The sequence below is a fragment of the Amycolatopsis sp. NPDC051371 genome (assembly GCF_040682155.1).
In the GTDB taxonomy this organism is placed as follows: domain Bacteria; phylum Actinomycetota; class Actinomycetes; order Mycobacteriales; family Pseudonocardiaceae; genus Amycolatopsis.
In genome coordinates, this window is sequence record NZ_JBFBAG010000006.1 from 240082 (window position 1) to 252387 (window position 12306).

The 12306-nt window shown below is 71.2% G+C and carries 13 protein-coding genes; 6 read left to right on the plus strand and 7 right to left on the minus strand.

Annotated features, from left to right (window positions below):
- Positions 1–36: 36 nt before the first annotated feature.
- The 4 genes from AB0M59_RS10965 to AB0M59_RS10980 form a co-directional block, all read right to left on the minus strand.
- A complete protein-coding gene (locus tag AB0M59_RS10965; RefSeq protein WP_364612151.1) occupies positions 37–447 on the minus strand; it encodes an STAS domain-containing protein in 411 nt (136 codons plus the stop codon).
- A gap of 280 nt (positions 448–727) precedes the next feature.
- Positions 728–1921 (minus strand): acyl-CoA dehydrogenase family protein, encoded by a 1194-nt coding sequence (locus AB0M59_RS10970; RefSeq protein ID WP_364612154.1) that lies wholly within the window; start codon positions 1919–1921, stop codon positions 728–730.
- 156 nt (positions 1922–2077) lie between these two features.
- On the minus strand, positions 2078–2932 hold the full coding sequence (locus AB0M59_RS10975) for a formate/nitrite transporter family protein (protein ID WP_364612157.1): 855 nt from the start codon (positions 2930–2932) through the stop codon (positions 2078–2080).
- A gap of 231 nt (positions 2933–3163) precedes the next feature.
- A complete protein-coding gene (locus tag AB0M59_RS10980) occupies positions 3164–4243 on the minus strand; it encodes a putative sulfate exporter family transporter (RefSeq protein ID WP_364612160.1) in 1080 nt (359 codons plus the stop codon).
- Between the two features lie 99 nt (positions 4244–4342).
- Here AB0M59_RS10980 and AB0M59_RS10985 point away from each other — a divergent pair, with 99 nt between their 5' ends.
- The 5 genes from AB0M59_RS10985 (at position 4343) to AB0M59_RS11005 (ending at position 8649) form a co-directional block, all read left to right on the plus strand.
- Positions 4343–5125 (plus strand): GntR family transcriptional regulator, encoded by a 783-nt coding sequence (locus tag AB0M59_RS10985; RefSeq protein ID WP_364612163.1) that lies wholly within the window; start codon positions 4343–4345, stop codon positions 5123–5125.
- Between the two features lie 200 nt (positions 5126–5325).
- Positions 5326–5946 (plus strand): chemotaxis protein CheB, encoded by a 621-nt coding sequence (locus tag AB0M59_RS10990; protein WP_364612166.1) that lies wholly within the window; start codon positions 5326–5328, stop codon positions 5944–5946.
- 206 nt (positions 5947–6152) lie between these two features.
- Complete coding sequence (locus AB0M59_RS10995) at positions 6153–6920, plus strand: ATP-binding protein (protein ID WP_364612169.1); 768 nt, start codon at positions 6153–6155, stop codon at positions 6918–6920.
- A gap of 295 nt (positions 6921–7215) precedes the next feature.
- Positions 7216–7542, plus strand: a complete 327-nt coding sequence (locus AB0M59_RS11000) for a hypothetical protein (RefSeq protein ID WP_364612172.1) — start codon at positions 7216–7218, stop codon at positions 7540–7542.
- A gap of 213 nt (positions 7543–7755) precedes the next feature.
- Positions 7756–8649, plus strand: a complete 894-nt coding sequence (locus AB0M59_RS11005; protein ID WP_364612175.1) for an ANTAR domain-containing protein — start codon at positions 7756–7758, stop codon at positions 8647–8649.
- A 24-nt stretch (positions 8650–8673) separates the two neighbouring features.
- On the opposite strand, the gene AB0M59_RS11010 is transcribed toward AB0M59_RS11005, so the two are convergent.
- Complete coding sequence (locus AB0M59_RS11010) at positions 8674–9033, minus strand: STAS domain-containing protein (RefSeq protein ID WP_364612178.1); 360 nt, start codon at positions 9031–9033, stop codon at positions 8674–8676.
- Between the two features lie 421 nt (positions 9034–9454).
- Here AB0M59_RS11010 and AB0M59_RS11015 point away from each other — a divergent pair, with 421 nt between their 5' ends.
- Positions 9455–9802: a hypothetical protein gene (locus tag AB0M59_RS11015; protein ID WP_364612181.1), complete on the plus strand. Its 348-nt coding sequence runs from the start codon at positions 9455–9457 to the stop codon at positions 9800–9802.
- Between the two features lie 122 nt (positions 9803–9924).
- Here AB0M59_RS11015 and AB0M59_RS11020 read toward each other — a convergent pair whose 3' ends face one another.
- Together AB0M59_RS11020 and AB0M59_RS11025 are read right to left on the minus strand one after the other, a co-directional pair.
- Entirely contained in the window at positions 9925–10059 is a 135-nt protein-coding gene (locus tag AB0M59_RS11020; RefSeq protein ID WP_364612184.1) for a hypothetical protein, read from the minus strand.
- 88 nt (positions 10060–10147) lie between these two features.
- Positions 10148–11782, minus strand: a complete 1635-nt coding sequence (locus AB0M59_RS11025; RefSeq protein ID WP_364612187.1) for a beta-1,3-glucanase family protein — start codon at positions 11780–11782, stop codon at positions 10148–10150.
- Positions 11783–12306: the final 524 nt, after the last annotated feature.

Sequence of the window (12306 nt, forward strand, 5' to 3'; positions counted from 1 at the left end):
CTCTCGTCGACCGAGTGGGGCCCACGTCGCGGGACATCATCCGCTCGCGTCCCACGCGGCTCTCGCACGGCTCACGAACTCGGCGCGGCTGCCGGCGGCCACTGCCCCGTTCCGGGTGGGGTAGCAGTCCAGCACCGCGTCGAAGCGCGTGACGTGCAGTAATTCGCGCACGATGGCGTGCTCGCCGGTCACCACCCGCAGGCGCGCGGCACCGGCGGCGTCGTGCGCGGCGCGGATCGCCCTGACCCCGGCGACGGACAGGAAGGACAGCTCGGACAAGTCGAGGATCAGCGCCTCGGGTTCGGTGGCGAGGATCTGCGCGACGGCGTGCACGAGCTTCGACGACGTGCCCGCGTCCAGCTCGCCGGACAGGATGAGGACCACGACACCGGGCTCGCCGCGCGTGCGCACCAGTCCGAGGCGCTTCGGTCCGAACGGGGTGCTCATGACCACCGCCTTCGCTTCCGGTCGCGCGGACAGATGACGCCGGCCGCGCTTCCGGCCGAGTCCACGGGGAGGGAACCGGTCGTGCCCGCGCTGCGTCCCGGACGGTCGACGACGAAGTCCGCGGTCGGGTCGAAGAGTTGTTCGCGGGGCGGCTACCCGGGCCCGTGGCGCGGCAAACGCCGACCGGTTCGGGGACGGCAGGCTGTGCAGACCATCGCGGGCGGCTACCCGGCGAATCGATGAACACGGCCCGCACCACCGGATGGCGCAGTACGCGGACTCACACGAACGCGCCCATGCCGGTCACCGCGCGGCCGACGATCAGCTGGTTGATTTCGCGGGTGCCTTCGTAGCTGTAGAGGGCTTCGGCGTCGGCGAAGTAGCGGGCGACGTCGTTCTCGAGCAGGATTCCGTTGCCGCCGAACACCTCGCGTGCCAGGGCGACCGTCTCGCGCATGCGGGTGGTGACCACCGACTTCGCCATCGCCGAGTGCTCGTCCTGGTTGACGCCGCGGTCTTGCAGGTGCGCGAGGCTGACCACCATCGCCAGCGAGGAGGTGATGTTGCCCAGCATGGTCGCGAGGTGGTCCTGGATGAGCTGGAACTTCGCGATCGGGCGGCCGAACTGCTCGCGCTCCTTGGCGTAGGCCAGGGCCAGCTCGTAGGCCGCCATCATGCAACCGACCGACCCCCAGGCGACCCCGCCGCGGGTCAGGCGGAGCACGTCGCTGGTGTCGCGGAAGGTGTTCGCTCGCTGCAGGCGGTTGTCCTCGGCCACCCGGCAGTCGGCGAACGTGATGTTCGCGTTCTGCACGGCTCGCAGGGCGACCTTGCCCTCGATCTTGGTGGGGTGGAAGCCCGGGGTGTCCTTCTCGACGACGAAACCCTTGACGTGTCCGTCTTCGACGTCGCGGGCCCAGACGATCACCAGGTCGGCGAAGGTGGCGTTGCCGATCCACTTCTTCTCGCCGTTGAGGACCCAGCCGGCGCCGTCGCGGCGGGCCGTGGTCTCCAGCCCGCCCGCGACGTCGGAGCCGCCGTGGGGTTCGGTGAGGGCGAACGCGCCGATCTGTTCCATGCGGGCCATGGGAGGGAGCCATCGTCGCCGCTGTTCGTCGGAGCCGCACCGGTTGACGCTGCCCATCGCGAGTCCCGTGTGGACGCCGTAGAACGTGTTGACCGACGGGTCGCTCCGGCAGATCTCCATGGCGAGGAATCCGGTCAGCAACCGGGTTCCTCGGTGGGCGGAGAGCCCGTCGTACATCAGGCCGGCGATGTCGAGCTCGCGGAAGCCGTCGATGATCTGGAAGGGGAACTCCGCACGGGCCCAGTAGTCGTTGATGATCGGGTCGACCTGCGTCCGCAGGAAGTCGCGCACCCGCATCACGATGCCGCGCTCGGGTTCGGAAAGCAGGTCTTCGAGGTCGAAGAAGTCGCCGGTGTGCGTGGCGAACGTGGGCTGGGTGGTGGTCATGCCGGATCCTTTCGATCAGGGTTCCCGTCGATCCGGCCGCCTTCCAGGGCACCCGCCTTCCCGGACCGCGTCGTCGTCATCCGCGGCGGTTACCCGTCGCGGCGAGCCCGACACGTCTCCGCAGGGTGAGCCGGGTATCCGACGCGGAATGGCCGGTCAGGTGGCCTGATCACCGGCTTTTTCGCGGGCCTCGTGGTGGGCCTCTTCGACTCGGTGTGACACGCGGAGCAGCCGGATCGAGGTGACCAGGCCGATGCCGCCGAGGATGTTGCCCAGCGACGACCAGGCCAGGGCGAGGGCCCAGTCGCCCCAGGAGTAGCGCGCCTCGCCGCCCAGCAGGCCGGCGAACATGACGATCGAGTCGAGTATCGAGTGGAACAGTTGTGCTCCGACGAGGAGGAACGACATGGCGACCGCGGCGACGATCTGGACTCCCATGTTGTCGGTCGCGTGCTGCATCCGGGTCATGAGCGTGATCACCGCGCCGGCCAGCACGGCCAGCAGCAGCGAGCGCCAGGAGATGCCCAGCTCGGCGTAGTGCAGACCGTTCGCAGCCGCGGTGCCACGAAGGTCGGGCAGCGCGACGACGATCATGCCGGCCATGACGAAACCCCCGGCCAGGTTCGCGGCCAGCGTCACCAGCCACAGCCGGAGCAATCGTGGCCAGGTACCCACCCCGGCCGCCAGTGCGGTGACCGGGACGAGGAAGTTCTCGGTGAACAGCTCGCTGCGCGCGAGCAGCAGCGCGATGAACCCGATCGTGAACGCGGCCGAAGCCAGCAGCGGCTGCCCGGTCTGGTGCTCGACGACCAGGTAGGCCAGCACTCCCACGGCGACGTCGACGCCGCCGAGCAGGCCGGTGGCCACCAGCGGCAGCAACGGGCGTCCGAGCCGGTCGCGGCCTTCGTCGACGATCCGGTCGAACGCTTCCTCGAGCTCCGGCTCGTCCCGGCTCCCGGCCGAAGACCGCAGAGGTAAGCCTCCGTGCTCGCCACTCGAATCGCTTTGCATCACATCTCCGATCCGCTGCGGAATCTCCTTGTGCGCACGACGGCGTGCACGCCGGCTGGGCGCATACCCGAGTGGGTGAGGACTACTCGCGGGATGGACACCCACTCGGTTGATCGTGTGATCCCGGTTCCGGTGGTCCGGACTCGTCAGCGGGCCGGCGCGAAAGCTATCGGCGGTGCGCCGGTGCCCGAAAACCTCGGCCCCGGTCCACTCATGCTTTCTTCGTAGCCGTCAGAGGCTGCCGGTGAGAGCCTGCAAGCCCAAGCTGCCGGCTGCGACAGCGACCCACAGCAGCGCGCCGAGCAGTAGCGGCCGGGGGCCGGCCGCCCGCATCCGGGCCGGCCGCAGGGTCAGGCCGATCCCGGCCAGCGCGGTGGTGATCAGGAACGTGCCGGACGCCGACAACGCCGGGTGCCACCCGTGCGGGATGACACCGAGCGTGCCGAGCGCGGCCGCGGCGACGAACCCGACGAGGAACAACGGGACGATCTTGCGCCACGGCATCGTCCGCAGACTGAAGCCCGCCGAGGAGCCGTCCGGCGGGGCGGCTTCGGCGCGGGCCTGCTTCCGCGCGGTGAGGACGGCCAGGACGATCACGATCGGGATCAACGTCAAGGTGCGCGTCAACTTCACGACGAGGCCGTAGGAGCCGGCGTCCGGGCCGTAGGCGTAGGCGGCGGCGACCACCGAAGAGGTGTCGTTGACCGCGGTGCCCGCCCACAGCCCGAAGGCGCGCGGGCTCAGGCCGAGCAAGTGGCCGAGCGGCGGGAACAGCAGCACCGCGGCGATGTTGAACGTGAAGATCGTGCCGATCGCGTAGGCGACCTGCTCCTGCTTGGCCTTGATGACCGCGGTGGTCGCGGCGATCGCCGAAGCGCCGCAGATACCGGTGCCGACGCCGATCAGGATCTGCGTGTCACCCCGCACGCCCAGCGCGCGGCCGAGCACCCAGGCGCCGCCGAGCGCGATGGCGAGGGTGCCGAGCATGACCGGCAACGACTCCGCGCCGACGCGCACCACCTGCTGCAGCGACAGCCCCGTGCCCAGCACGACGATGGACGACTGGAGCACGTGCTTCGACGCGATGCCGTACCCCGGCGTCCAGCGCTCGGAGCGCAGACCGGGAACCACCGCCCCGGTGAGGACGCCCAGCAGGATGCCGAACACCGGGCCGCCGACCACGGGCACCAGCGTGCCCAGCGCCGTCGCGGCGGCCGCGACGAGTGCTGCGATCGCCAGCCCGGGTGCGAAGCGGGCCACACCGTCCGACGTACGGGCGGGTGCTGCCGGCAACCGGGTTCCGGCCGTCACCAGTCCTCCTGAGTGGGTCAATGTACGTACATTTACGTTAGACTTTGTCCGTACATTGAGCAACCGGTACCGTGGCCCGGCGACGCCGAGGAGGGGCACATGACGGCATCGGCTCTCGACCGCGGCGGCTCGACGCCGCTGTGGCGGCAGTTGCAGCTCGAGCTGCTCAGGCGCCTGGACGACGGCGAGTTCGCCGACCAGTTTCCCGGTGAGCTGACCCTGGCCGAGGAGTACGGCGTGAGCCGTCACACGGTTCGTCAGGCGGTGGGCCGGCTGCGGGCGGACGGAGTGGTGGTGGCCGGCCGCGGGCGCCAGCCTCGCGTCGCACCGCCGCCGGAGATCCAGCAGCCGATCGGGGCGCTCTACAGCCTCTTCGCCTCGGTCGAGGCCGCCGGTCTCCCGCAGCGCAGCGTCGTGCGGACCTTGGATCTGCGCGCCGACGGTGTCGTCGCCCAACGACTGGACCTCGAGGGTTCGACGCCGCTGGTTTACCTCGAACGCCTGCGGCTCGCCGGGGACGAACCCCTCGCCCTCGACCGCGTGTGGCTGCCAGCCGATCTCACCGCGCCGCTGCTGGAGGCCGATTTCACGCGCACCAGCCTCTACCGCGAGCTCGCCGCCCGCACCGGGGTCCGCATCGACCAAGGCCACGAAGAGGTGCACGCCGTCCAGCCGACCCCGGCCGAGCAAGCCCGGCTGCACAGCCCGCCCGGCGCCGCCGCTTTTTCCATCCACCGGCTCAGTCATGCGTGTGGACGCCCGGTGGAGTGGCGGCACACCCTGGTCCGCGGTGACCGCTTCGCCTTGACCGCCGACTTCTCCGCCCACACCGGCTATCGGCTCGCCCAGCCGGGAACGTCCCGCGAGCCTGCCCTTTCCTGAGCTCCGGTCGCCGGCGCCGTGGAAAACCCCGAGGTACGGAGTTAAAACTCGCGTCGGTGCTCGACGAGCCAACGAGCCCGCCGAGTGATCGATGCACCGACTCCGCTCGGATTTCGAGGCATCGCGACGCATTGCGGCATCAGAACCTCAAGTGCGATGCTGGCGGAGGAGGCGACCGTGACGGCACTGCTCGGCTTATCGTGAACCCTGGCCCGGTCGAGCCCACGTCACGCCAGGATTTGCCGGTCGTCGCCTTGGTGGCGTCCGCGGGCGGCCTGCAGGCCTTGTCCTCGGTGCTGCGGAACTTGCCCGCGGATCTTCCCGCTGCCGTCCTCATCGTGCTGCACCAGGCCCCGGACGCGCCCAGCCGCCTCGCCGACATCCTCGACCGCCAGACCCCCTTGCCCGTCCGGCAAGCCGTCGACGGTCAACGGTTGACCCCGGGGACCGTCCTGACCACGCCACCCGGTCGGCATCTGGTGATGGTGTCGCCGCAGACCGTCGGCTTGATCGAGTCCGGTGACCTGCCACCGGCTCGCCCGTCGGCCGACCTGCTCTTGGCCACCATGGCCGCGACCTGCGGGGCACGGGCCCTGGCCGTCGTCCTCACCGGCCACGGCACCGACGGGCAAGCCGGGGTCCGCGCCATCGTCCGCTGCGGTGGCACGGTCTTCGCGCAAGACCGGCCCAGCAGCACGCAGTTCGCGATGCCCCACGCGGCCATCGGCACCGGCCTGGTCCACGCCGTCCTCCCCTTGGACGACATCGCGGCCGCGATCCACGTCCACACCCACCCGCGACCCACGACGGCTTCTCGTTGACGGACTGGCCCCGAACGTCTTCGGCAGTTGTGGTTCGGGGTGGGAATGGCGAGCTGCCGACCGCGACGTTCGTGACCAGCTCCGTGGTTTCGCGTTCGTGATCACGGCGGAGTACGGTCGAGGCGGTCTTCGCGGCCGGCGGTGCTCGTCCGCGGAAGGCGTTCCCTCGGCGGCGAGGCTTACGCGGCTGGAAGGGAGCGCACGCGGTGACCGGTGGTGACGGGCTGCAGCTGGCGCCACAGCACGGCGAGCACGCCAGCGTCGTCACGGTCACGGGTGTGCTCGACCTCGGCACCTACCCGTTGCTGCGGGACGGCCTGCTCAAGATCGCCGCGGACACGTCCGACCTGCTCGTCGCGGACATCAACGGACTGCGCGTCACCGACAGTGCGCTGCTGACCGTGTTCTCCCTGGTCGCCATGCGGGCCGGCGACTGGCCCGGGATCCCGTTCGCCGTCGTGGTGGACCGGCCGGACACCAAGGCGATGCTGGCGGAGCGGACGGTGGACCGGTTCGTCCCGGTGCAGGCGGACCTCGCGGCCGCGGAAGCCGTGTCGGCGCGGCCGGCACGTCGGCGCGCCACCCGGTTGCTGGTCCGGTCCCCGCACGTGTCCGCGCTCGCCCGGGCGTTCGTCGAGCGGACCTGTGCCGCGTGGTCGGTCTCCGAACTCGCCGACGACGCTCAGATGGTCGTCACCGAGCTCGTCGAGAACACGATGCAGCACACCCGATCGGACGCACATCTGCGGCTCGAACTCCGCCCGGGATTTCTCACCGTGGCCGTCCACGACGACGACCCGGGGTCCGCGGTTCTGCTCGAGCGGCTCGACCTCCTCGACTCCGGACTCGGGTTGCACATGGTCGCTCAGCTCACCAAGGTCTGGGGATGCAGCCGTTCCTGGTCCGGCGGGAAAACCGTGTGGGCGGTGCTGAATCGCGAACCCGCTCCGGACGGCGGTCGCGGCAAGCGGTAGCAGCGTCCCGGCGGAGACGGACGACGGGATACCGGGCGGAATCGCGACTACTCTGAGACGCGCCCACGACAAGCCGGCGGACCTGCGGTCGGTAGCCTCTGTGGCGCAAGCCGGGCAGATCACTCACGACGGTGACACGTGAACGCACATCGGGACGCGGCCGGGGCCGCGTCGGAGGCGGGTCGGCGGGCGGCCGCGCGCGGCCGAAGCCGCGGAACGGCGCCGTGAGCTGTCCCTCGGTTCCGGGAACCGCGGACGAGTCGACGAGGACGGTTCGGTCCGGAGGGCGCAGTCCGTGGCGGAGGCCGCGGTCGCGCTGGAGGCCGCGGTGCAGCGGCGGAACGAGGCCCGGCGCCGGGCTCGCACCGGGTTGTTGCGGTCCGCGTGGGCGCCCGACCGGGCGGCCGAGCGGCACGAGCAGTCGGCGCCGGAGAGCGGCTCCCAGAGGACCGAGCACCAAAACCGGGCCGCGGCCCACCGGGCGGCCGCCGCGGCCGATCGCCTGCGGGCCGGCGAGATGGTCGTCGAGGGGCCGGGCGACACCCGGCTTCCCGGCGAACCGGCGACCGAGGGGCGTGGGCTGGTGGTCCTGCCCGGCGAGCCGCCGCCGGGACCGCGATAGCCGCGTCGCGGTGCGCGGTTTGTTCCACCGGCGACGAATCTCCGCGTGGCTCCGGTGGTCGAACGACGGCCGGTGAGGGATCCTGGGCCGGTGGACTGTGCCGCAGAGCGTGCCCGGGTACGGGCGCAGGCAGCCCGGGCCCGCGTCCGTGAGCTGGCGACCCGCCGGCCGGCCCACGCCGGCGGTGGACGCGCCGAGTTGGGCGAAGGTGCCGTGGCCCTCGCCAGAGAACGTGCGGCCGGCGCCGGTGAAAGCCTGCGGCAGAGCTACCTGCGGGCGGCCGGGGCGCACGAGCGCGCCGCGCTGGCGTTCGACCGGGCAGCCGGGCAAGGCACCGGCGACGTGCGGGCGTGCCGGCGGGAAGCGGCCGGACACCGCGCTGATGCCGAGGCCTGTCGTCGGCGGGCCGCGGAGTGCACAGCGCCTCGCGCCGGCGTCGTCCCGGGATCGGTCCGGCGGAGGGCGCTCCGGCGCCGCCTCCTGGCTTCGGCGGGCAATGGATCCGCCGTGGCGCAGGCGGCCACGCGGATGCTGGACGACGTCGACGCGGTGGTGATCACCCTCCGCGGCGGCGGGCCGGCACACCACGAGCTCGCGGCCACCGACCGGTGGGGACACCTGGCCGAGGAGCTGCAGTACACCACCGGCGAGGGACCGTCGGTCACCGCGTTCACCAGCGGCGAACCGGTCGCCGTCGCCGACCTGGCCGAGTACGCGGGGACGTGGCCGGGATTCGTCGATGCCGCGGCTGAACGCGGGGTGGGCGCGGTGTTCGCCTTCCCGCTCGCCACGGCGGCCGCCGGCACGCTCGGCACGATGACCCTCTACCGCCGTGACCCGGGGCTGCCGCCGGCAGGCCTTGCCGACGCCGGCGACTTGGCCGAGCTGCTCGCGGACGCGCTGGCCGTCAGCGGCGCCACGGTGATCGAGCAGGTCCGCAGCTCCACCGCCTACGAGGACGTCAACATCGCGGCCGGCCTGCTGTCGGCCCAGCAGAGCATCGACACCGAAGAGGCGTCGGCGCGGCTGCGAGCGACGGCGTTCGCCTCCGGCCGTCCGCTGGCCGAGGTGGCGTGCGAGATCGTGACGGGCCACCTGCGCGGCTGACCACCGCGGGCGGCGGGCGGGACTTCAGAAGTTCGGAGCCGGCGAACTGTCGTCCAGCGCCACGCTCAGCCACCCCTCGGCCGCGGCGATGTCGGGGTGCAGGAGGAGCAGGTGCCCGAGGCCCAGCGCCGAGATCGGCCGCACCACCGCGCGGTGGGAGCTGACGACCGCGCAGGCGACGCCTTCCGCTCGAGCGTGGCTGTGTGCCGTCAGCAGGACCCGGACCGCTCCGGCCGAGCAGAAGCTCACCCGGGACAAGTCCATGATCACCGCGCGCGGCCGCGCCGAGATGCCCTTGATCAGGCATTCCTGCAGGCGCTCGGTGATCGCGTTGTCGAGCTCGCCGGTCGCGGTGACGACCGTGGACGCGCCGGTTGTGGTCACGGTCAGTGTCGCGGCAGCCGGCGGTCGCTGCCCTGCGGAATCCCCGATGTCCATGATCGTCGATTACCTCCAATGACGACGAAGGCAGAAGTGGTCCGTTTTCGTCGAATCGGCCCTTGAACCGTTGCGTATGACCGTACCGGTACCGCGAGTCGCGGTCGACAAGGGCCGACTTCACCATTTCGAGGGAACTGCGGCCCGGTGAATCCCGCGCCGTCACCCTCCGGAAACAGCAGGCAGCGCGGGGCGGAATTACTCGAACGAGGTATCGGTTCCCCGGTCAACGGCTCTCGGCGTGCACACGATGGTGGATCGAAGCGGGGGTCGCACGGGAGCTCTCAGTACGTTTCCGTTACGCAGGGCGGAAAACACACCTCGCTGTCGCCCTGTTCGCCAACAATCGTCTATTCGAGGAGTTTTCATGTTGAAGAAGGTCGGTTTTGTCGTGGCCACGATGGCTGCGGGCGCGTTCCTGGCCGGCGGTGTCGCCGCGGCCGGCACGCCGGATCACCACGGTGGTTACGACTCCACCAGCCAGCTCGGCCTGCTCAACCTGAACAACACCGACGCGCTGCACAACCTCAACGTCACCCCGGGCGTGTGCGGCAACGACGTGAACGTCCTCGGTGTGCAGGTGCCGATCCACGATTCGCTCAACGGCATCGGCGTGCCCATCCTGTCGCCGGGTGGGCACGAGGCCAGCGGCGAGAACCCGTACAACTGCGCTTCGGGTGCCATCGCCGACGGCGGCACGAGCCAGGGCGGCTGAGACGCCGCGCCGGGGCCGCCCGTGGTGTGCGGAAGCCGGCTCAGGCGCGGATTCCGGCGACACGCGTGACGCCGGCGCGGGTGGGACCGGTCGCGACCGGTCTCACCCGGCGGGCGCCGATCTCAGGCGCCGCGCTCTTCGGGTACCGACTCGGCTTCGGGGTTCGCCGGGGGAGCGCTGCGGTGGAGGTCCGCTTCGGTGCGCACCCGGACGCGGTTCGGGTTCGCGACCAGGCGGGGAGCGGGGTTCTCGTTCACTTCGGTCCTTTCGACGTCGTTCGCGTCGCGGATACCCCGGGTGCCGGCCGGGTGAACAGTGGCCTGGCACACTCTGTGCGGTACCCGGTTACCGCGTGAACGTGAACCAGTTGATGTTCACGAAGTCCGACGAGCCGCCGCCGAACGTCAGGTAGACGTCGTGCACTCCCGTCGCCGAGCCGACGACGTTGGCCGGCGCCGTCTGCCACTGCTGCCAGCCGCCGTTGTTGCCGAAGTCGATCTCCGCGAGCACCGGACCGGACGTGCTGTCCAGGCGGGCCAGGATCGCGCCGCTCACCCCGGCCGCCGCGCCGGAGGCCAGCCGGGCGAGGAACTGGCGCGGCGAGCTGGAACCGAAGTCGACGCCGGGGTACTTCAGCCAGTCGCCGCCCGCGATCCAGCCGACGTCGGTGCCGCCTTCGCTGCAGGCTTCGTTCTGCGTGCCGCTCTGGGCGCTGTACGACTCCGCCTGGATCGTCGAGTACGCGCTGGTGCCCCCGGTCGGGGGTGTCGTGCCGCCGCCCGCGCCCGGGCCCAAAGCCACCGTCCACGACGTCGGCGCCGGGTCCTGGAGGTGGCCGTCGACCGGCTGGGCGCCCGTCGGGCCGACGTCGTCGTACGGGAAGGCGTAGCCGATCGACGCGTGCTGGTGGACCAGGCGGGCGTAGTGGTTCGTCGTGGGGTCCTGGTAGTACTGGGCGGGCGGGGTGCCGTCGGGCTGGTTGTTGCCGCCGCCGACCAGCAGGCTGCTGCGGTTGAGCGCGGCGGCGAGGCGGGCCGCGATCGCGCCGCGCGCGTCCCCGCCGGAGTTGTACAGCGGCCCGCTCGCGCAGCCGAAGATGTCGATCGCGCTCGGCTTGGTGAACGGCACGCCGTTGGTGTTCAGGCCGGCGAACACCAGCGTGTCGCCGCTGACCGTGCCCGTGTAGGCGCCGATGCTGCCCTGGCCGTTGATCGTCAGCGGCGTCGAGCGGTAGTGGTCCCAGACGGCGTTCAGGTAGCCGGTCCAGTAGCCCCCGAAGTCGGTCGGGGAGTGGCCGGGCGCGAGCACCCGCACCACCTTGCCGGAACTGTCGGTGACGACCAGCCGGTCCCACGGCGCCCCGTCGGTGTTGTGCTGGGCGCGCAGCCCGTCCGCGATCGCCCCGAGCGCGCCGTCCGGCAGCGGGCTGACCGACTGCGCGCCGGCCGCTCCCGTCGTCGCCATCGACACCGGCAGCGCCACCATGTCGACGTAGCTGATGTTCGCGTAGAGGTTCGCGCTGTTGTAGGTGAACTCGCAGAACGTCCAGTTCGTCTGCCAGTTCGGGTCGGAGCTGGTGAAGCCCGGCTGCACGAGGCCGGGACCCGGGTTGACGAAGAACTGGATCTTCTTGTCCGCCGCAAACCAGACCCGGCCGCCGATGATGTAGTCGTGCAGCGTCACCGTGACCTGGGACCCCGAGCCACCCAGCGGGATGGCGTAGTCCGGGATCGGCGTCACCGGCGAGGACGGGTTGGGCAGGCGGTGGAACTGGCCGTCGGCCGTCACGAAGCCGGGCCAGCCCGAAGTGTCCGCTCCGCTGATGTAGGAGTAAACGGTTCCGTTGCCGGAATTGTTCTTCAGCGTCAACGGCAGTGCCGCCGCGGCCCGCGCTTTCGGCGCGGTGACGGCGGACCACAACGGCGCGCTGGTCACCGCGGCCGCGAGGCCGGCGGTGACGAAGGTACGCCTGGACAACATGGCGCCTCCTCGGGGAGGGCGGTGACGTGCGTGGCGGCGGCACGTGTCCGCGGGATGGGGTCGCCGAACGCTAGGTACGCGACGCGGACGTGGTCAATACCACCAGGTCAGGTGTGGTACGAGCGGCCGCCGAGCCTGCCCTCGCGTACAGGGTGCGGCATTCGGAGCAACGCGATTGTTCGGCGCGGGGAATGTCCATCCGGAACACGAAGAACGCAATTCCGGAGATGCTTCCTACTCCATTGGGGGACTACTGCTCCGAGGCGATCAACTTAGGTTGTCTGCGGCAGCGACCTTTTCCGCTAGCCGTACCACGACCGGGCCCGGTTAGCTGATCACGGGAGCGCCGCGCGGACGGCGCGTCCGCGGGGAGGGGGAAACCGATGACCGAGCCCGAGTGCGCCGGCGACTTCGCGCGGGCGCGTGATATCGAACCGGACTCCCGGCCCGCCCCGCCGCCGTAAGCGGCCGAAGACCTGGCGGGAGCACTCCCCCCTCCCGCCTGCGAGGTACGACGTCCGGTG

What these genes read in the sequence shown, in the direction of transcription:
- AB0M59_RS10965 (WP_364612151.1), bottom strand. Translation starts at nt 447, where the DNA reads ATGAGCACCCCGTTCGGACCGAAGCGCCTCGGACTGGTGCGCACGCGC.
- AB0M59_RS10970 (WP_364612154.1), bottom strand. Translation starts at nt 1,921, where the DNA reads ATGACCACCACCCAGCCCACGTTCGCCACGCACACCGGCGACTTCTTC.
- AB0M59_RS10975 (WP_364612157.1), bottom strand. Translation starts at nt 2,932, where the DNA reads ATGCAAAGCGATTCGAGTGGCGAGCACGGAGGCTTACCTCTGCGGTCT.
- AB0M59_RS10985 (WP_364612163.1), top strand. Translation starts at nt 4,343, where the DNA reads ATGACGGCATCGGCTCTCGACCGCGGCGGCTCGACGCCGCTGTGGCGG.
- AB0M59_RS11015 (WP_364612181.1), top strand. Translation starts at nt 9,455, where the DNA reads ATGTTGAAGAAGGTCGGTTTTGTCGTGGCCACGATGGCTGCGGGCGCG.
- AB0M59_RS11025 (WP_364612187.1), bottom strand. Translation starts at nt 11,782, where the DNA reads ATGTTGTCCAGGCGTACCTTCGTCACCGCCGGCCTCGCGGCCGCGGTG.